Source organism: Caulobacter sp. GW822-FHT01G02 (assembly GCF_058802865.1).
In genome coordinates, this window is record NZ_JBXAON010000002.1 from 77,816 (window position 1) to 94,722 (window position 16,907).

The 16,907-nt window shown below is 68.5% G+C and carries 20 protein-coding genes and 1 tRNA gene; 10 read left to right on the forward strand and 11 right to left on the reverse strand.

What is annotated here, in order from left to right; all coding sequences use genetic code 11:
• Nucleotides 1-2 precede the first annotated feature (2 nt).
• A complete protein-coding gene (locus AC1RNC_RS05900; RefSeq protein WP_492884531.1) occupies nucleotides 3-2,366 on the forward strand; it encodes a thiamine pyrophosphate-binding protein in 2,364 nt (787 codons plus the stop codon).
• On the opposite strand, the gene AC1RNC_RS05905 is transcribed toward AC1RNC_RS05900, so the two are convergent.
• Genes AC1RNC_RS05905 through AC1RNC_RS05915 form a run of 3 tightly spaced genes read right to left on the reverse strand, consistent with a single transcriptional unit; the run spans nucleotide 2,363 to nucleotide 3,656 of the window.
• Nucleotides 2,363-2,752, reverse strand: coding sequence for a nuclear transport factor 2 family protein (locus AC1RNC_RS05905; RefSeq protein WP_492839637.1), 390 nt, complete (start codon nucleotides 2,750-2,752; stop codon nucleotides 2,363-2,365). The two genes, AC1RNC_RS05900 and AC1RNC_RS05905, sit on opposite strands and share 4 nt — an antisense overlap.
• Nucleotides 2,749-3,102: a nuclear transport factor 2 family protein gene (locus tag AC1RNC_RS05910; protein ID WP_492839638.1), complete on the reverse strand. Its 354-nt coding sequence runs from the start codon at nucleotides 3,100-3,102 to the stop codon at nucleotides 2,749-2,751. The genes AC1RNC_RS05905 and AC1RNC_RS05910 overlap by 4 nt, the downstream gene beginning before the upstream one ends.
• Before the next feature lie 32 nt (nucleotides 3,103-3,134).
• Nucleotides 3,135-3,656, reverse strand: coding sequence for a c-type cytochrome (locus AC1RNC_RS05915; protein ID WP_492884534.1), 522 nt, complete (start codon nucleotides 3,654-3,656; stop codon nucleotides 3,135-3,137).
• Between the two features lie 279 nt (nucleotides 3,657-3,935).
• Here AC1RNC_RS05915 and AC1RNC_RS05920 point away from each other — a divergent pair, with 279 nt between their 5' ends.
• The 3 genes from AC1RNC_RS05920 (at nucleotide 3,936) to AC1RNC_RS05930 (ending at nucleotide 5,377) form a co-directional block, all read left to right on the forward strand.
• Nucleotides 3,936-4,433, forward strand: coding sequence for a GcrA family cell cycle regulator (locus tag AC1RNC_RS05920; RefSeq protein WP_492884536.1), 498 nt, complete (start codon nucleotides 3,936-3,938; stop codon nucleotides 4,431-4,433).
• A 66-nt stretch (nucleotides 4,434-4,499) separates the two neighbouring features.
• A complete protein-coding gene (locus AC1RNC_RS05925) occupies nucleotides 4,500-4,712 on the forward strand; it encodes a hypothetical protein (RefSeq protein WP_492839641.1) in 213 nt (70 codons plus the stop codon).
• Between the two features lie 137 nt (nucleotides 4,713-4,849).
• The gene (locus AC1RNC_RS05930; RefSeq protein WP_492839642.1) at nucleotides 4,850-5,377 is read left to right on the forward strand and encodes a MarR family winged helix-turn-helix transcriptional regulator; all 528 of its coding nucleotides are present in this window, start codon (nucleotides 4,850-4,852) and stop codon (nucleotides 5,375-5,377) included.
• Here AC1RNC_RS05930 and arfB read toward each other — a convergent pair.
• From arfB to AC1RNC_RS05945, 3 genes are all read right to left on the reverse strand, one after another.
• Nucleotides 5,374-5,796 carry an alternative ribosome rescue aminoacyl-tRNA hydrolase ArfB gene (arfB, locus tag AC1RNC_RS05935; RefSeq protein WP_492884538.1) on the reverse strand — a complete coding sequence of 141 codons (423 nt, stop codon included), beginning with the start codon at nucleotides 5,794-5,796 and terminating at the stop codon, nucleotides 5,374-5,376. The two genes, AC1RNC_RS05930 and arfB, sit on opposite strands and share 4 nt — an antisense overlap.
• The gene (locus tag AC1RNC_RS05940; RefSeq protein ID WP_492839644.1) at nucleotides 5,793-6,272 is read right to left on the reverse strand and encodes a YaiI/YqxD family protein; all 480 of its coding nucleotides are present in this window, start codon (nucleotides 6,270-6,272) and stop codon (nucleotides 5,793-5,795) included. The genes arfB and AC1RNC_RS05940 overlap by 4 nt, the downstream gene beginning before the upstream one ends.
• Nucleotides 6,273-6,309: 37 nt before the next feature.
• A tRNA-Thr gene (locus tag AC1RNC_RS05945) sits at nucleotides 6,310-6,384 on the reverse strand.
• A gap of 156 nt (nucleotides 6,385-6,540) precedes the next feature.
• On the opposite strand from AC1RNC_RS05945, the gene AC1RNC_RS05950 reads away from it, so the two are divergent.
• From AC1RNC_RS05950 to AC1RNC_RS05960, 3 genes are read left to right on the forward strand one after another with little or no spacing between them, the layout of a single operon-like run.
• Nucleotides 6,541-7,434: a bifunctional methylenetetrahydrofolate dehydrogenase/methenyltetrahydrofolate cyclohydrolase gene (locus AC1RNC_RS05950; protein ID WP_492884540.1), complete on the forward strand. Its 894-nt coding sequence runs from the start codon at nucleotides 6,541-6,543 to the stop codon at nucleotides 7,432-7,434.
• Nucleotides 7,434-7,793, forward strand: a complete 360-nt coding sequence (locus AC1RNC_RS05955; RefSeq protein ID WP_492884542.1) for a c-type cytochrome — start codon at nucleotides 7,434-7,436, stop codon at nucleotides 7,791-7,793. Before AC1RNC_RS05950 ends, AC1RNC_RS05955 begins: the two co-directional genes overlap by 1 nt.
• 16 nt (nucleotides 7,794-7,809) lie before the next feature.
• Nucleotides 7,810-9,219 (forward strand): D-arabinono-1,4-lactone oxidase, encoded by a 1,410-nt coding sequence (locus AC1RNC_RS05960; protein ID WP_492884544.1) that lies wholly within the window; start codon nucleotides 7,810-7,812, stop codon nucleotides 9,217-9,219.
• Here the strand turns inward: AC1RNC_RS05960 and AC1RNC_RS05965 are convergent.
• The 3 genes from AC1RNC_RS05965 to AC1RNC_RS05975 form a co-directional block, all read right to left on the reverse strand.
• Entirely contained in the window at nucleotides 9,216-9,704 is a 489-nt protein-coding gene (locus tag AC1RNC_RS05965) for an Hpt domain-containing protein (RefSeq protein ID WP_492839648.1), read from the reverse strand. The two genes, AC1RNC_RS05960 and AC1RNC_RS05965, sit on opposite strands and share 4 nt — an antisense overlap.
• Before the next feature lie 104 nt (nucleotides 9,705-9,808).
• Nucleotides 9,809-10,591, reverse strand: coding sequence for an NAD kinase (locus AC1RNC_RS05970; protein WP_492884546.1), 783 nt, complete (start codon nucleotides 10,589-10,591; stop codon nucleotides 9,809-9,811).
• Between the two features lie 57 nt (nucleotides 10,592-10,648).
• Nucleotides 10,649-11,737: a DUF2336 domain-containing protein gene (locus AC1RNC_RS05975; protein WP_492884548.1), complete on the reverse strand. Its 1,089-nt coding sequence runs from the start codon at nucleotides 11,735-11,737 to the stop codon at nucleotides 10,649-10,651.
• A gap of 162 nt (nucleotides 11,738-11,899) precedes the next feature.
• On the opposite strand from AC1RNC_RS05975, the gene glpK reads away from it, so the two are divergent.
• The 3 genes from glpK (at nucleotide 11,900) to AC1RNC_RS05990 (ending at nucleotide 15,613) form a co-directional block, all read left to right on the forward strand.
• The gene (gene glpK, locus AC1RNC_RS05980) at nucleotides 11,900-13,390 is read left to right on the forward strand and encodes a glycerol kinase GlpK (protein WP_492884550.1); all 1,491 of its coding nucleotides are present in this window, start codon (nucleotides 11,900-11,902) and stop codon (nucleotides 13,388-13,390) included.
• Nucleotides 13,391-13,475: 85 nt separating this feature from the next.
• Nucleotides 13,476-14,510: an SMP-30/gluconolactonase/LRE family protein gene (locus tag AC1RNC_RS05985; RefSeq protein WP_492884552.1), complete on the forward strand. Its 1,035-nt coding sequence runs from the start codon at nucleotides 13,476-13,478 to the stop codon at nucleotides 14,508-14,510.
• Nucleotides 14,417-15,613 carry a Gfo/Idh/MocA family protein gene (locus AC1RNC_RS05990; protein ID WP_492885489.1) on the forward strand — a complete coding sequence of 399 codons (1,197 nt, stop codon included), beginning with the start codon at nucleotides 14,417-14,419 and terminating at the stop codon, nucleotides 15,611-15,613. Before AC1RNC_RS05985 ends, AC1RNC_RS05990 begins: the two co-directional genes overlap by 94 nt.
• On the opposite strand, the gene AC1RNC_RS05995 is transcribed toward AC1RNC_RS05990, so the two are convergent.
• Complete coding sequence (locus AC1RNC_RS05995; RefSeq protein ID WP_492884554.1) at nucleotides 15,610-16,287, reverse strand: uracil-DNA glycosylase; 678 nt, start codon at nucleotides 16,285-16,287, stop codon at nucleotides 15,610-15,612. The genes AC1RNC_RS05990 and AC1RNC_RS05995 overlap by 4 nt on opposite strands.
• 1 nt (nucleotide 16,288) lies before the next feature.
• Nucleotides 16,289-16,885 carry a LabA-like NYN domain-containing protein gene (locus AC1RNC_RS06000; RefSeq protein WP_492839654.1) on the reverse strand — a complete coding sequence of 199 codons (597 nt, stop codon included), beginning with the start codon at nucleotides 16,883-16,885 and terminating at the stop codon, nucleotides 16,289-16,291.
• Between the last annotated feature and the right edge of the window lie 22 nt (nucleotides 16,886-16,907).

The window sequence follows — 16,907 nt, forward strand, 5'->3', positions numbered from 1 at the left end:
GCATGGCTGACGGTTCTCTGACGGCGAAGCGGCAGGAAATCGCTCTGCTGCGCCGCCTTGAGGAACGCATTCTCTGGTTGGCGGCGTGGACCATCCACAACGCCAACCACATCCGCGAAAGCCGCGACGGCCTGAAGGTCGGCGGCCACCAGGCGTCCAGCGCCTCGTGCGCCACGATCATGACCGCCCTCTACATGAAGGCGCTGCGGCCGCAGGATCGCGTGGCGGTCAAGCCGCACGCCAGCCCGATCTTCCACGCCATCCAGCACCTGTTCGGCCGCCAGAGCCTTGAGAACCTGCAGCGCTTTCGGGCGCTGGGCGGGGCCCAGTCGTATCCCTCGCGCACCAAGGACGTGGACGACGTCGACTTCTCGACCGGCTCGGTGGGCCTGGGCGTGGCCATGACCGCCTTCGCCTCGCTGGCCCAGGACTATCTGGCCGCGCGCGGTTCGGTGAAGCCGGAGAAGATGGGCCGGATGATCTCGCTGCTGGGCGACGCCGAGCTGGACGAGGGCAACATCTACGAGGCCCTGATCGAGGCCTGCAAGCACGACATCCGCAACACCTGGTGGATCGTCGACTACAACCGCCAGAGCCTGGACGCGACCACCCAGGACCGGATGTTCACGCGCTACGGCGAGATCTTCGAGGCCGCGGGCTGGACGGTCGAGACGCTGAAGTGGTCCAGGCGCCAGCGCGAGGCCTTCGCCAAGCCGGGCGGCGACAAGCTGCATGACTGGATCGAGACCGCGCCCAACGACCTGTTCGCGGCCCTGAGCTACCAGGGCGGGGCGGCCTGGCGCGAACGCCTGAACGCGGATCTCGCCGGCAGCCCCGAGGCCCTGGCCCTGATCGCCGGTTACAAGGACGTCGATCTCGCCGAGTTGATGACCGAGCTGGGCGGGCACTGCCTGGAAACGCTGCTGGAGGCCTTCGAGAAGGCGGGGCAGGACGATCGCCCTCGCTTCTTCATCGCCTACACCGTCAAGGGCCTGCGGCTGCCGTTCCAGGGCCACAAGGACAACCACGCCGGCCTGATGACCCCGGCCCAGATCGCCGAGCTGCGCGCGCGCCTGGGCGTCGTGGAGGGCGAGGAGTGGGACGCGCTGTCGGGCCTGTCGGCCGCCGAGCGCACGGCGCTGAAGGGCCTGGTGGCCCGCGCGCCCTTCGCCGCCGACGTCGAGCGCAACCACGTCGCCCCGACCATCCCGACCCCGACCGCCGACGAACTGCTGTCGGCCGTGACCGGTGGCAAGAACGATGGCGAGCAGTCGACCCAGGCCGCCTTCGGCAAGGTGATGTTCGAGATCGCCGCCGGCAAGGACGAGTTCGCCGGCCACGTCGTCACCACCTCGCCGGACGTCACGGTCTCGACCAACCTTGGCGGCTTCGTGAACCGACGCGGGGTGTTCCAGCGCCGGGCCCACGAGGACGTCTTCAAGCGTCGCCGCATTCCTTCGGCGCAGGTCTGGTCCAAGGCCGAGACCGGCCAGCACGTCGAGCTGGGCATCGCCGAGAACAACCTGTTCATCGCCCTGGCGGCGCTGGGCCTGACCGGCCCGCTGTTCGGCGAGCGCCTGTTCCCCGTCGGGACGCTCTACGACCCGTTCATCGCCCGCGGCCTCGATGCCCTGAATTACGCCTGCTACCAGGACGCCCGGTTCCTGCTGGTCGCCACGCCGTCGGGCCTGACGCTGGCGCCGGAGGGCGGCGCGCACCAGTCGATCAACGCCCCGGTCATCGGCATGGCCCAGCCGGGTCTCGACACCTACGAGCCGGCCTTCGCCGACGAGACGGCGGTGCTGATGGCCCACGCCTTCGAGCGCATCCAGGCCAAGGACGGCGCGTCGACCTATCTGCGTCTGTCGACCCGCGCCATCGCCCAGCCCGAGCGGACGGACGACGCCTGGCGCCAGGGCGTGGTCGACGGAGCCTACTGGCTGAAGCCTCCCGCGCCCGGAGCGCGGCTGGCCTTGGTCTACAGCGGCGCCCTGGCCCCCGAGGCCCTGGCGGCGTTCGAGGCGCTGGCCGAGGACATGCCCGAGGCCGGCCTGCTGGCCGTCACCTCGGCCGACGTGCTGCATCGCGACTGGATCGCCTCGGGCCGGGCCCGCTGGACGGGGGAGGGGCGTCGGACCTCGACCATCGAGACCCTGCTGAGCCCGCTGGATCGCGAGGCCGGCCTCGTCACCCTGACCGACGGCGCGCCGCTGGCCTTGTCCTGGCTGGGCTCGGTGCGCGGGCAGCGCGTGCGGGCCCTGGGCCTGGAAACCTTCGGCCAGTCGGGCGACCTGCCGGATCTCTACGGCAAGTACCGCCTGGACGCCGAGGCCATCCTCGACGCCTGCGCCGACCTGCTGACCTAGAACCCGCCCACGATTGTCATGCCGCTCAGCAGCCCGTCCTTGAAGTGATAGGTCAGGGCCGCGCGGGTGTCGGTCCAGATGCGCCCATCGGGGCTTTCCACCGAGTACTGGGCCTCGACCGCCAGGCTGTCCGGGGTTTCGTCGAGGATCCGGATCAGCTGGACGTTCGCCAGGATGGTCGCGAACATGCGGGCGAAGTGGCCGATGACGGCTTCCTTGCCGATGAGCGGCTTCTCATTGTTGTCCAGGGTGTCGGGCCAGACGATCTCGTCGTGGAACAACGGACGCAGGCGCGACAGGTCGCGTGCGTTGAAGGCCTCGAAGGCCTCGTGCAGCACCGCTTCAAGCGCGTGCGGCTTGGCGATGCGATTTTCGTCCGGCGTCATGGGCCTGGATCCGTGTCCCCCCTGGGAACGATATCCATGCGCCGGATCAGGCCGTCGCGAAGCGTGTAACAATGCCGCACGCAGAGGTCCGACCACAGCTGGCCGGTGCGATTCCAGATCACCTGGTTGGCGTCGACCATGATGCGGCCGTCGTCGGTGACTTGGACCTCGACCGGGGTGATCTCCACCCGGAGCGCGGCGTCGTTATAGGCCCAGTAGTCGCGCACCTGCTCAGGGCTGGTCAGCCAGCCGCCGCGCGTTACGTCCGGCCACTCCAGCTGGGGCGAGACCAGGGCGCGGAACGCCTCGAAGTCGCGCTTTCCGTTGGCGTCGTAGAGACGCTGGATCAACGCCTCTAACTCTGGAGGGGCCGGGCGCATCGCTACGGCGCGGGCTTGTAGCCCGTCTCGACCTTCAGATAGGCGATCAGGTCGATGCGATCCTTGGGATCGTGCAGGCCCGCGAAGGTCATCTTGGTGCCCGGCATGAAGCCACGCGGGTCGGTCAGCCACTTGTCCAGGTGCTCGGCGTCCCAGACGAAGCCGGCGTTCTTGACCGCGTCCGAATAGGTGTAGCCGGGCTTGGAGCCGGCCTTGCGGCCGAACACGCCGTAGAGGTTGGGGCCGGTCAGGTCCGGGCCGCCCTCGGTGGCGGTGTGGCACGAGCGGCAGAAGGCGAACTTGCTCTGGCCGTTGGACAGGTCGCCGGTGTTGTAGGGCGCGGGAAGGGCGGCCAGGGCCGCGGCCTTGGCTGCGTCGGTCGGCGGGGCGGCGGCGGTCGGCGCGGCGACCGGAGCATCCGCCGGCGCCGACGCCGGCGCCTCGGCGGAACTGCCGCCGTCCTTCGAACAGGCCGAAGCGGCGATGCAGAGCGCCGCGATGGCGGCAAGTTTCACGGTACGCATGATGATCCCCGACTGACGTTTCGCCGCAGGTTCTGCGACGGTGCGACGCATTCCAAACCCTTATAAATTCAGGGCCGTCGCTCTGTCACGGAACAATGTTCCTTAAGACCAGCTTGAGCGGGCCCCTGCGACAATTGCCGGTATCTACGTGATTCTTTTCGAAAAAAGTGAAATCGCAAACCGTGGGTCTGCACATAAACGTTTGACGTGCGTTAACCATAAAATCTACCAATTTCCTCACGGAGCGGGCTGGCTCCGGGCTGGGCTGGGAACAAGATCATGGACTGGAGCGAAGAACGCACCGCGACGCTGAAGAAGCTCTGGCTCGAGGGGCTCAGCGCGAGCCAGGTGGCCCGCCAATTGGGTGGCGTCAGCCGCAGCGCGGTGATCGGCAAGGTGCATCGTCTGGGCATCACCGTCCGTGAAACCCCCGTCCGTCAGCGGACGACCGTCCGGTCGCCGTCGCGGATCGTGGTCCGCCGCCCGACCCGCGAGACCATGGCCGCGCCCCACGTCGCTCCGCGCTTCGAGCGCACCGAGGAAGACCTGCTGCCGACCTCGGGAATCCTGGAGCTTGGGACCCACTCGTGCCGCTGGCCGATCGGCAATCCGGAAGGCGACGACTTCGGCTTCTGCGGCCGTCCGAAGCAGACCGCCCGCGGCTCATACTGCGAACAGCACGCCGCCGGCGCCTTCCGCCGCCTGGGCAGTAGCCGGGCCGTCGAGGCCTGGGCCCTGAAGGGCCTCAAGGAACGCGTGCGACCAAGCCAGATCTAAGGCCGGCCACGTCCTTCCTTTCCGCCGACTTTCCTTTCTCCCTCGAGCTCACCGAGCAGAACCCCCATGAACATGGTCCTCATCGAGAACGCCGCCGGCAGCAGCCAAGTGATCACCATCATCGAGGAGTTCGCCGGCCACTCGGTGTCGCGCGATCTCAACCCCGGCGACCACGCCAGCATCCCAGTCACCCAGTTCAAGTCGATCACCGTGCGCGAGACCTATCCCGACGATTGGTTGACGCGCGGGCTGAACCGGAATCGTGCCACTGCGGCGTGAAATTCCCGTCTAAATTGAAAGAGATGACCCCGCGAAGCCATTCGCGGGGTTTTTCGTTTGCCCCATGGGCCCGCGGATTGCGTGGCCGTTAACCTTGTGAGACACAGAGCGCCGTTTTGGGGGGGCGGAAAACGACAATGTACGAGGGGGATGAGCGCGCCGATGTGGTCCAGGACCATGCGCTGCCGCTGCCGAGCTATCTGAGCTATCTTCTCTATCAGACCGAACAGCATCGCCGGGCGGTGGCGGCAGATCTCCTGGCCCGGCACGGCCTGACCTTCGCCAAGTGGGTGGCGATGATCTCGCTGCGGCGGTTCGGCGACCTGTCGATGACCCGCCTGGCCAAGCTGGCGGCCACCGACCGCACGACCCTGACGCGCTCGATCGACAACCTGATCACCGACGGCCTGGTGGAGCGCAAGGCTTCGTCCGCCGACCGCCGAGTGGTGGTCATCTGCCTGACGGAAACCGGTCGCGGCCTGCTGGAGACGATCCGCGCCGAGATCCGTCCGCTCAACCGCGACATCTGCGCCAACCTGACCACGGAAGAGCAGGCGGCCATGACCCGCTACCTGCAGAAGATGCTGTCCGGCCTGATCGTCGAGCCGGACTGGAAGCAGGACGTGATCGCGTTCAGCACCCCGGCCCCGCCGGAGACGGCTTAGTCGTCGAATTTCACCCGCCCGCGCCCGGACTTCACCGTCCCGCGCTTGGTCTTGCCTTCCAGCCGCTTGAGCTTGCTGGAATAGGTCGGCTTGGTCGCCTTGCGGGGCTTGGGCTTCTCGGTCGCTCGGCGGATCAGGTCGACGAGGCGCTCCTGGGCGTCCTGGCGATTCATTTCCTGCGAGCGCGAGCCCTGCGAGAACAGGATCAGCACCCCATCCTGGGTCAGGCGGCTGCCGGCCAGGGTCTCCAGCCGCGCCTTGACGTCCTCGGGCAGGGCCGGGGAGTTCCTGACGTCGAACCGCAGCTCGATCGCGGTGCTGGTCTTGTTGACGTGCTGGCCGCCGGGGCCGGAGGCGCGGGCAGCCTTCCAGACCAGCTCGTCCTCGTCGATCCGCAGCCAGGGCGTGATCTCGATCATCGGGGCGGGCCATTTTTCGGTAAAGGGGCGCGCTTGGCCTTGACCACCAGCTGGTCCAGCGCCTGCAGGAAGCGCGAGCGGTCGGCGTTGGCGAAGGCGGCGGGACCCTTGGTGACCTCGCCCATCGAGCGCAGGTGTTCGCCGATCGAGCGCGAGGCCAGGGCCGAGCCGATCATGTCGGGACTGAACACCCGGCCGTTCGGGGCCAGCGCCGCGCCGCCGGCCTTCAGCACGCGATCCGCCAGGGGGATATCGTTGGTCACCACCACGTCGCCCGGACCGCAGCGCTCGGCGATCCAGTCGTCGGCGACGTCGGGACCGGCGTCGACCACGATCTGCTCGATCACCGGCGTCATCGGCACGCGGATCCAGCTGTTGGACACCACGAAGGTCTTGAAGCCATGGCGGGCGGCGACCTTGTAGGCCTCGTCCTTCACGGGGCAGGCGTCGGCGTCGATGAAGAGGATGGCGGTCATCGCGCTGGGCCTGAAGAGAAGGAGGACCTGAGGAAACTGGTGCCGGCGGAGAGGATCGAACTCCCGACCTTCGGTTTACAAAACCGCTGCACTACCGCTGTGCTACGCCGGCATGGGCCCGGGGCCCGAGGTCAGGGCTTATGCCGTTTGCGAGGGCGGACGGCAAGGTGGTCAATGCGCTGGAGAATTCCTCGCTCCGGGGCGCGACTGACGAGCGTTGCGCGTCCTTGCTCCAGCCGCTAGGGACGGGCCAAAGCGGGAGATGCACATGGCGCAGGGCAAACTCATCGACGGCAAGGCCTTCGCGGCCGATCTGCGGGCGAAGATCGCCGTGGAGGTCGCCGAGCTGAAGGCCCGGCACGGGATCACCCCGGGCCTGGCCGTGGTGCTGGTCGGCGAGGACCCGGCCAGCCAAGTCTATGTCCGCAACAAGGGCGAGCAGACCCTGGCGGCGGGCATGCATTCCGAAACCGTGCGCCTGCCCGCCGAGGTCAGCCAGGATGATCTGCTGGCCGTGGTGGCCAAGCTGAACGCCGACCCGAAGATCCACGGCGTGCTGGTCCAGTTCCCGGTGCCGCCGCACATCAGCCAGATGGACGTCGTGGCGGCCCTGTCGCCGGACAAGGACGTCGACGGCCTGACCGTGACCAACGCCGGCCGCCTGGCCAGCGGCCTGCCGGCCCTGGCGCCCTGCACGCCGACCGGCTGCATGATGCTGCTGAAGGACGTGGTTGGTGATCTGACCGGCAAGAACGCCGTGGTCATCGGCCGCTCGAACCTGATGGGCAAGCCGATGGCCCAACTGCTGCTGGCCGCCGACTGCACGGTGACCATCGCTCACTCGCGGTCGAAGGACCTGCCGGGCATCGTCCGCCAGGCCGATATCGTGGTCGCCGCCGTCGGCCGGGCCGAGATGGTCAAGGCCGACTGGATCAAGCCGGGCGCGGTGGTCATCGACGTCGGCATCACCCGCTATCCGGCCCGCGATCCGGAAGCCGCCGCGGCGGGCAAGACCCGGCTTGTCGGCGATGTCGCCTTCGACGAAGTCCGCGAGGTCGCCGGGGCGATCACGCCGGTTCCCGGGGGCGTGGGACCCATGACCATCGCCTGCCTGCTGGCCAACACCGTGACGGCGGCCAAGCGCCTGTCGGGGATCGCCTGATGCGCCGCCTGGCGCTGCTGGCCGCGCTGGGCCTGACCTTGGCGGCCTGCGGGGCCAAGACCCCGCCGCCGCCTACGCCGGAGCAGGCCCTGGCCCTGCGCCCGGCCGACACGCGCCTGTCGGGCCTGTACGAGACCTCCTGCCACGCCTGCCACGCCATCCCCGGTACGGGCGCGCCGCTGGTCCACGACCGCGCCGCCTGGGACGTCCGCTGGAAGCAGGGCGAAGCGACGCTGCTGGACCACGCCGTCCAGGGCTACAACGCCATGCCGGCGACCGGTCAGTGCGCGACTTGCACACCGGCCGATTTCCAGGCCCTCATACGGTTCATGGCGGGGCGCGAAGACTCGGCCAGATAACAAGACGGGGGGAAAAATGATCTCCAGGCGCGGAGCCCTGATCGCGGGCGGGACGGGTGCGGCGGTGGTCGCCGGCGGCGGTGTCGCCGCCTACAAGGTCGCCACGGGGGACAAGCCCGAACCGCCGTCGCCGCCCTCGGTCGACGCCCGGGGCAAGCTGCTGTGGCGCAACTGGTCGGGCGTGCAGCACGCCTATCCCGCCGCCCGCCTGGCGCCCAAGGACGAGGGCGAGCTGGCCACCGCGCTGAAGGTCGCCCAGGCTCCGATCCGGCCCGTCGGCGCGGGTCACTCGTTCACCGCCCTGGCCCCGACCAACGGCACGCTGATCTCGCTGGATTCGCTGTCGGGCGTGATCGGCTGGGAAGGCGACGAAGCCATCGTCCGCACCGGCACGCGGCTGGGCGCCTTGGGGCCCATGCTGGCCGAGAAGGGCCGGGCGCTGCCCAACCTGCCCGACATCAACAAGCAGTCGCTGGGCGGGGCGCTGGGCACCGCCACCCATGGCACGGGCGGCAGGATCCAGGCCATGCACGGCAGCGTCACGGGCCTGCGGCTGGTCACGCCCTCGGGCAAGGTCATCGACGCCGACGCAAGCAAGAACCCCGAGGTGTTCCAGGCCGCTCGCGTCTCGCTGGGCGCGCTGGGCGTCATCACCCAGGTGCGGATCCAGACCAGCGCCAACCGGCGCCTGCGTCGCCGCGTCTGGCTGGAGCCGTTCGAGGAGGCGCTCGCCAAGGCCGAGGAACGCTGGGCCCAGCACCGCAACTTCGAGTTTTTCGCCGTGCCGTTCACGGGGCTGGCGGCCAATATCAGTCACGACGAGACCGACGATCCGGCCCTGCCGCGCGGCCCGGACCAGGACACCGAGTTCCTGCAGGCGCTGCGGGGGCTGCGCAACCTGCTGGGCTTCGCCACGCCGCTGCGCAAGGCGGCCGCCCACGCGCTGCTGTCGACCGCCAAGCCCGAGACCGCCGTCGACGAGGGCTGGAAGCTGCTGTCGACCGAACGGCCGGTGCGCTTCAACGAGATGGAGTTCCATCTTCCCGTGGAGCACCAGCTGAAGGCGCTGGCCGAGGTCGTGCGGACCATCGAGAAGGAGCGCCCGGACGTCTTCTTCCCGATCGAGGCGCGCCGCATCGCGCCGGATGACGCCTGGCTGTCGCCGTTCCAGGGCGGTCCGCGCGGCTCGGTGGCGGTGCACGCCTACTACCGCGACGACTTCACGTTCCTGTACGAATTGATCGAGCCCATCTTCCGCCGCTACGACGGCCGGCCGCACTGGGGCAAGCTGCATACGCTGAACGGCGGCCAGCTGGAGGCGATCTATCCACGTTGGAAGGACTTCCTGGCGGTCAGGCGGGAGCTGGATCCGGACGGCCGGATGCTCAATCCGTATCTGAAGGGCCTGTTCGGCCTCGGCTATTAGGCCGCGGCGGTCCCGAGATATTCGGCGACGCGGGCTTCCAGCTCGGTCACCAGGGCCTTGCCGACCGGGTGGGTGTCGACCTTGATGTCGTCGCGCACGCAGGCCTTGATCGCGTCGATATGGGCGTCGACCAGGAACATCGGCGCCGACAGGCGGGTGTCCGGATCGTCGATCAGCTTGCAGAGCGACGCGGCCAGGCGGGTGATCAGCGGGAATTCGTAGGTGGCGCCCAGGCCCTTCAGGTCGTGAGCGCGGAGATAGAGGGTTTCGACCGTCTGGGCGTTGAGGCCCTCGGCGCGGACGCCCTGGCGGGCGGCCTCCAGCTTGACGATTTCGTCGTTCAGCCATTGGGCGAAATTGCCGGACAGGCTCTTTAGAGCCGCCTCGGCCTTGGCGATGGCGGCCATGTCGATGCCGCCCCGACCGCCCACCTTGAGCTTGAGCATGTTCGGCACCTGGATCACTTCAGCGGTCTTATTCGTCACGGGCGCCTCCCCCAGCGGCGGATAGTTGGCTATCCAGTAACATAGCAGGCGTTAATATTAGATGAGACACCACTTTCTGCGACCCAACGTCTCAGGTCCCAGACTTAAGCAGAGAACTGCTCGGCCAGAACTCTTTCCTCGAGGCTGCGACCGGCGTCGAAAAGCATCGACAGCGAGGTGCCGCGGTCTTCGGAGATGTGCACCTCCAGGACGTCGCGGACCTCGAAGTTGTCGGCCACGGCGCTGACCGGCCGCTTGTCGGCTTCCAGGATCTCGAACGTCACCCGCGCTGACTGCGGCAGCAGGGCGCCGCGCCAGCGGCGGGGACGGAAGGCGGAAATGGGCGTCAGGGCCAGGATCTGGCCGTCGATCGGGATGATCGGGCCGTGGGCCGAGAGATTGTAGGCCGTCGAGCCGGCCGGGGTGGCCAGCAGGGCCCCGTCGCAGACCAGCTCGCCCATCCGCACCTTGCCGTCGATCGAGATGCGCAGCTTGGCGGTCTGGCGGGTCTGGCGCAGCAGCGAGACCTCGTTGATCGCCAGGGCCCGGTGCTGGGTCCGGCGCGAATCGATGGCGACCATGGCCAGCGGATGGATGACGGCGCGCTCGGCGGCGTTGATCCGCTCCAGCAGGTCGTCCTCGCTGTACTCGTTCATCAGGAAGCCGACAGAGCCGCGGTTCATGCCGTAGATCGGCGTCTGGCTGGCGATCGCCTCGTGCAGGGTTTCCAGCATGAAGCCGTCGCCGCCCAGCGCCACGATGACCTGGGCGTTCTGGTCGCCGACATCGCCATAGCGGGCCATCAGCCGTTCCCGCGCTTCCTGAGCTTCGGGCCGGTCGCTGGCCTTGAAGGACAGGCGAGTCACGAAGGGTTGCGCTTGGTACATGCGGCCAAGTGGCGGGAAGCCCGCGAGCTTGTCAAACGACCGATGGGGCCGCCAGGATCAGACCTGACCGACGGCCTGGCGGAAGGCCATGCCGGCGATGTCGGGCGTGAAAGGGCCAAAGGCGCTGGCGGCGCGGCGCACGCCCTCGTCACCGCCACCCGGACGGCCGCCGTTCAGCTGGCGGACGTGCTCCAGTATGGTCGGGAAGACGCTGCGGTCGATGCCCACGGCCGAGCAGGCCAGGGCCAGAAGTTCGGGGCGGCCGCTGTCGATGGCGCGGCGGATCTGGGCGGACTCGAACTTGCCCAGGCGGGCCAGGGCCATGACGAACAGCTGCAGCCGCCCCTCGCGCAGCACGCGCAGCAGGTAGCCGGGGCGTAGCTGGCCGGCGGAATCGAGCTTCTCGATCAGCGAGCGCTCCATCTCCTCGCGATCCTCGTCGACCTCGACGAGGCCGACCTCCTCGCTGGTGGAATCACCGCGATGGGCCGCGTGCAGGGCCTCGTCGACGGCGGCCTGCATCTTGGTCGGATCCAGATGGAACCGCGTCATCAGGGCTTCACGCAAGGCCCGGCCGACCAGCAGATAGAGTTGCTCGGCCAGATCGGCGGAAAGCTTCGGGTGCCGGGCCAGGGGCGAGCGCAGGGCGACGACCTCGCGCGAGCGGTTCACCAGCCGGCTCATGGCGTCGGGTGAGATCTGGGCGGTGTCGTTCGCGGCCAGGGCGGTCAGCACGGCCGGCTCGTCGCGGCTGATGATCGCTTCGACCACCTGCGCCTGCAGGTTCGGACGGCGGGCGATCTCGATCTGGTGTTCCAGCGTCGCCTGGACCAGCAGGCGGATCAGGTCGTGATCCTGCAGCACCGGACTGCGGGCGATGATCGGGCGGGCGATGTCGATCTCGTCCAGCGCCATGATGTTGATCAGGGCCGACGGGGCCCAGTCGGCGTCGGCTAGGCGTTCGGACAGCCGGTGGCGGATGTCGCGCTCGGCCTCGACCACCAGGGTCATGAAGATGGAATTGAGCAGGGCCTGGATGTCGGGGTCGGTCGGCTCGCCGCTGGCCTGACCGGCCTCGCAGAGATCGATGATCCCGGTGAGCAAACGTTCACGATCGCCAGGCTCGCGACTGCGAGCCAGCTTCATGAGCGATGCGATCTCGACGGCTTGGATGGCCCGCCTCCTTCGAATCCGGAAGACCCGATCAGGATGACCTTGCGGCCCCCAAATGAAAACATGCTTAAACAGGGCAAGAACACCGACGCGCCAATATCGTGTCGAGATGTCGCAAGCGTGAGCGGAGGACATGTGACTCAAGACCTGATCCTGGCCTTGGACCAGGGCACGACCAGCACCCGGGCCATCCTGTTCGACCGGGCGGGCCAGTCCCTGGGCGAGGCCTCGCGTCCGCTGCGCCAGAGCTATCCGCGCGACGGCTGGGTCGAGCACGACGCCGAGGAGATCTACGCCGCCTGCGTGGCGGTGCTGCGCGAGGTGGCCGAAAACTCGGGCAGGGCGGACGCCATCGCCGCCATCGGCATCACCAACCAGCGCGAGACGGTGGTGGTCTGGGACCGCGCCACCGGCCGTCCGATCCATCCGGCCGTCGTCTGGCAGGACCGCCGCACGGCCGAGGTCTGCGCCGCGCTGAAGACGGCGGGCCACGAGCCGCGCGTCACCGAGGTCACGGGGCTGCTGCTGGATCCCTATTTCTCGGCCACCAAGATCGCCTGGATTCTCGACAGGGTTCCGGGCGCGCGAGCTCGCGCCGAGGCCGGCGGCTTGCTGTGCGGCACCATGGATTGCTGGGTGATCTGGCGGCTGACGGGCGGGGCGACGCACGCCACCGACGCCACCAACGCCTCGCGCACCCTGCTGTTCGACATCGGCGCCCAGGACTGGTCGGCCGAGATGCTGGACCTGTTCAAGGTCCCCGCGCCGCTGCTGCCCAGGGTGCTGGACTGTGTGGACGACTATGGCGAGACGAGCGCCGAGCTGCTGGGTCGCCCCGTTCCGATCCGCGGCGTGGCGGGCGACCAGCAGGCGGCGCTGATGGGGCAGGGCTGCGTCGCGCTGGGCCAGATGAAGGCCACCTACGGCACCGGCTGCTTCATGCTGATCAACACCGGCGAGGACCGCCCGATCTCGCGCTCGCGCCTGCTGACCACCGTGGCGGCGCGGGTCGGAGGCAGGACCACCTACGCCCTGGAAGGTTCGATCTTCGTGGCCGGGGCGGCGATCCAGTGGCTGGGCGAGGGGCTGGGCGTCACCGGCGGGCCGCGCGCGGCCGAGGCCCTGGCCCGGGCGGCCAAGGCCGATCACGGCGTCGTGGTGGTGCCGGCCTTCACCGGCCTGGGCGCGCCCTGGTGGGACGCCAAGGCGCGGGGCGGCATCTTCGGCCTGACCCGCGACGCCGGCCTGCCGGAGATCGCCGCGGCGACCTTCGACGCCTGCGCCTTGCAGAGCCGTGACCTGATCGAGGCCATGCGCGCCGACGCGCCCTCGGCTTTCGGAGACGCGGCGCAGCTGCGCATCGACGGCGGCATGTCCAAGAGCGCCTGGTTCTCGCAGCGGCTTGCCGACCTGACCGGAATGTCGGTACGCCGCGCCAGCTACCAGGAGACCACGGCCTTGGGCGCGGCCCTGTTCGCCGGGGTGGGGGCGGGGCTCTACGCCTCGGTCGAGGAAGCCGCCGAGGCCAGCCCGGCCGCCGAGACCCTGTCGCCCTCGATCAACGAGCACGCGCGTGAGGCCGCCTACGCCCGCTGGCTGGACGCGGTGCCCAGGGTGAGGCTTTAGGGTGATGCGACTTTAGTCGAACGTTGGTTGCGGTAACATCGGCGTCGCCTCATAACCGTCTGACAAAGAAGAAGCGGAGATCGCCATGACCACCCGTCGCGCCGTACTAGGCGCCGGAGCCGCCCTGATCGCTGGCGGACAGGCCCTGGCCGCTTCGCCCGCCTATCCGAAGATCGGCAAGATCCGCCGCCTGTCGCCGGCGCTGGACGCGATCCTCGACGCCCATGCGCCGATCGAGCAACTGGTCGACGGGATCACCTGGGCCGAGGGGCCGGCCTGGCACTGGGAAAGCAAGTCGCTGCTGTTCTCGGACGTGCCCGGCAACGTCATGTACCGCTGGACGCCCAAGACCGGGAAGACGGTGTTTCTGCAGCCGTCCGGCTATGACGGCCCGCCGACCAAGATCTTCCGCGAGGCCGGCTCGAACGGCGCGATCGTCACCCTGGCCGGCGACCTGGTGATCGCCGACTGCGGCAATCGCGGCCTGGCCAAGGTCGACCTGGCGACCAAGAAGAAGACGGTCCTGGCCGGCGCCTACAAGGGCAAGAAATTCAACAGCCCCAACGACCTGGTCGAGGTCCGCGACGGGCCGCTGAAGGGCTCGCTCTACTTCACCGATCCGCCCTACGGCCTGGAGGGGCTGGACGCCTCGCCGGCCAAGGAACTGGCGTTCAACGGCGTCTACCTGCTGCGTCCCAATGGCGATGTGGCGCTGGTCGACGACACCCTGTCGTTCCCCAACGGCGTGGGCCTGTCGCCGGACGGTAGGCGGCTCTATGTCTCGATCTCGGACCCCAAGCGGCCGGTGATCATGGCCTATGAGCTTGGCGTGGACGGTCTGCCCAAGTCGTCAAAGGTGTTCTTCGACGCTTCCGAGTTGCTGAAGGCCGGTGGGCCGGGCCTGCCGGACGGCATGAAGGTCGACGCCAAGGGCAACCTGTTCGCCAGCGGGCCGGGCGGGATCATGATCCTGACGCCGGAAGCCAAGCTGCTGGGCGTCATCGAGACCGGCGGGCCGGCCGCCAACTGCGCGTTCGGCGAGGACGGCAAGACGCTGTTCCTGACCTCCAATCACATCGTGGCGCGCGTGCGCACCAAGACTTCCGGCCTGGCCTGGTAGGAGAGAGCGACATGGACGAGATCAGCAAGCGGACATTCCTGGCGGCTGGTCTCGCCGCTACTCTGCCCCTAACCGCTCGAGCGGCGGAGCCCGGCCGCAAGCTGGGCTACGCGATCCTGGGCCTGGGCTACTACGCCACCAAGATCATCATGCCCCGCTTCGCCGAGTGCGAGCACTCCAAGCTGGTGGCCCTGGTCAGCGGCACGCCCGAGAAGCTGAAGACGTTCGGCGAGCAGTACGGCATCCCCGAAAGCCATCGCTACAGCTACGAGACCTTCGACAGGATCGCCGACAATCCCGACGTCGACATCGTCTACGTCATCACGCCCAACAGCCTGCACCGGGTCTTCACCGAGCGCGCGGCCAAGGCCGGCAAGCACGTCATGTGCGAGAAGCCGATGGCCACCACCTCGGCCGACGCCGAGGCGATGATCGCCGCCTGCAAGAAGGCCGGCCGCAAGCTGATGATCGGCTATCGCAGTCGCTTCCAGGCCCACAATATCGAGGCCATCAAGCTTTCGCGGGACGGGGCCTTCGGGCCGGTGCGGACCATCGTCGCCGACCACGGCTTCACGATCGGCGATCCGACCCAGTGGCGGTTGAAGCGGGCCCTGTCCGGCGGCGGCAGCCTGATGGACATCGGCATTTACAGCCTCAACGCCGCCCGCTACCTGGCCGGCGAGGAGCCCGTGGCCGTCAACGCGATGGAGTCCACCGACCACTCCAACATCCGCTTCAAGGAGGTGGAGGACATCATCAGCTTCCAGCTGCTGTTCCCGTCGGGCGCGGTGGCCAACTGCAATTCGACCTACACGACCAATGTCAATCGCTACCGCGTCTCGGGGCCGAAGGGCTGGGTCGAGATCGAGCCGGCCACCAGCTACCAGGGCCAGGCGATGCGCGCCCAGCTGAACGGCCAGACCGGCCCGCGCGAGCCGGCCCCGCAAGCGACGAACCAGTTCTCGGCCCAACTGGACCATCTGTCGGAGTGCATCCTCACCGGCCGCGAGCCGATCGTGCCGGGCGAGGAAGGCCTCAAGGACATGCGCCTGATCGAGGCCATCTACCGCGCGGCGCGGGAGGGGCGGACGGTGAAGGTTTAGGCCGTCTCGTCCAGATACGCCTTCACCCGCGCGAACAGGTCCTCGAACATCGGCGTCGTCAGGCGGCCGGTGTTCGTGTTGAGCCGCGAGCAGTGATAGCTGTTGAAGATCCGGTAGGGGCCGGCCTGGAACTCCGAGCCATGGCCAGGAACGCCCGCCGAGGCCTTGAGGCCCAGGGCCTTCAGCACGTTGCGCCGCGAGACGTCGCCCAGGGTGATGATGGCCTTCAGCTTGGGGAACATCTCCAGCCGCGCGGTGAGGAACGGGCGACAGTTGTTCTCTTCCGAGGTCTCGGGCTTGTTGCCGGGCGGGGCGCAGCGGACGGCGTTGGTCACGGCCGCGCCGACCAGCTGGAGCGAGTCATCGGGCCGCGCCTCGAACTTGCCGGTGGCGAAGCCGAATTTGATCATCGTGTCGTAGAGCAGGGTCCCGGCATAGTCGCCGGTGAACGGCCGGCCGGTGCGGTTGGCGCCCTTGCGACCGGGGGCCAGGCCCGCGACCAGCAGGCGCGCGTCCTTGTCGCCGAACGAGGGGGCGGGGCCGTTGAACCAGTCGGGATAGAGATCTTGGTTCTCGCGGCGATAGGCCACCAGGCGCGGACACAGCGGGCAGTCGCGCGGCGGCTCGGCGGGGTTGGGAACCGCCTCGCCGACGATGTTGGAACGCTGGCTCATCTCAATACTCGTCGTCGGCTTCGCGTTCGGCCGGCGTGCGGCTGTCCGAGACCGGGCGCGGCTGGACCCGTTGCGGGCGGCCGATGATGTTCCCCAGGTCGGCGAGGTCGACGAAGTTGTCGGCCTGACGGCGCAGGTCGTCGCTGGTCATCGGCGGCTGGCTCTTCATGGTCGAGACCACGGTGACCCGGCGGCCCTTGCGCTGAACAGCCTCGACCACGGCGCGGAAATCACCGTCGCCGGAGAACAGCACCAGGTGGTCGGCCGTTTCGGCGATCTGCAGCATGTCGACCGCGATCTCGATGTCCATGTCGCCGCGCCAGCGCTTGCGGCCCTGGCTGTCGGTGAACTCGCGGGCGGGCTTGGTCACCAGGGTGAAGCCGTTGTAGTCCAGCCAGTCCACGAGCGGCCGGATCGGCGAATAATCGTCGTTCTCGGCGATCGCGGTATAGTAGTAGGCTCGGATCAGGACGCCGCGCTTTTTGAACTCGTCGAGCAGCTTGCGGTAGTCGATGTCGAAGCCCAGGGCCCTGGCGGCGGAATAGAGATTGGCTCCGTCGATGAACAGCGCCAGGCGGTCGGTCGGATAGAAGGTCACGGTAATCCCTTGAAAAATCAGG

What these genes read in the sequence shown, in the direction of transcription:
- AC1RNC_RS05900 (WP_492884531.1), top strand. Translation starts at nt 3, where the DNA reads ATGGCTGACGGTTCTCTGACGGCGAAGCGGCAGGAAATCGCTCTGCTG.
- AC1RNC_RS05905 (WP_492839637.1), bottom strand. Translation starts at nt 2,752, where the DNA reads ATGACGCCGGACGAAAATCGCATCGCCAAGCCGCACGCGCTTGAAGCG.
- AC1RNC_RS05915 (WP_492884534.1), bottom strand. Translation starts at nt 3,656, where the DNA reads ATGCGTACCGTGAAACTTGCCGCCATCGCGGCGCTCTGCATCGCCGCT.
- AC1RNC_RS05920 (WP_492884536.1), top strand. Translation starts at nt 3,936, where the DNA reads ATGGACTGGAGCGAAGAACGCACCGCGACGCTGAAGAAGCTCTGGCTC.
- AC1RNC_RS05925 (WP_492839641.1), top strand. Translation starts at nt 4,500, where the DNA reads ATGAACATGGTCCTCATCGAGAACGCCGCCGGCAGCAGCCAAGTGATC.
- AC1RNC_RS05930 (WP_492839642.1), top strand. Translation starts at nt 4,850, where the DNA reads ATGTACGAGGGGGATGAGCGCGCCGATGTGGTCCAGGACCATGCGCTG.
- arfB (WP_492884538.1), bottom strand. Translation starts at nt 5,796, where the DNA reads ATGATCGAGATCACGCCCTGGCTGCGGATCGACGAGGACGAGCTGGTC.
- AC1RNC_RS05940 (WP_492839644.1), bottom strand. Translation starts at nt 6,272, where the DNA reads ATGACCGCCATCCTCTTCATCGACGCCGACGCCTGCCCCGTGAAGGAC.
- AC1RNC_RS05950 (WP_492884540.1), top strand. Translation starts at nt 6,541, where the DNA reads ATGGCGCAGGGCAAACTCATCGACGGCAAGGCCTTCGCGGCCGATCTG.
- AC1RNC_RS05955 (WP_492884542.1), top strand. Translation starts at nt 7,434, where the DNA reads ATGCGCCGCCTGGCGCTGCTGGCCGCGCTGGGCCTGACCTTGGCGGCC.
- AC1RNC_RS05960 (WP_492884544.1), top strand. Translation starts at nt 7,810, where the DNA reads ATGATCTCCAGGCGCGGAGCCCTGATCGCGGGCGGGACGGGTGCGGCG.
- AC1RNC_RS05970 (WP_492884546.1), bottom strand. Translation starts at nt 10,591, where the DNA reads ATGTACCAAGCGCAACCCTTCGTGACTCGCCTGTCCTTCAAGGCCAGC.
- AC1RNC_RS05975 (WP_492884548.1), bottom strand. Translation starts at nt 11,737, where the DNA reads ATGAAGCTGGCTCGCAGTCGCGAGCCTGGCGATCGTGAACGTTTGCTC.
- AC1RNC_RS05985 (WP_492884552.1), top strand. Translation starts at nt 13,476, where the DNA reads ATGACCACCCGTCGCGCCGTACTAGGCGCCGGAGCCGCCCTGATCGCT.
- AC1RNC_RS05995 (WP_492884554.1), bottom strand. Translation starts at nt 16,287, where the DNA reads ATGAGCCAGCGTTCCAACATCGTCGGCGAGGCGGTTCCCAACCCCGCC.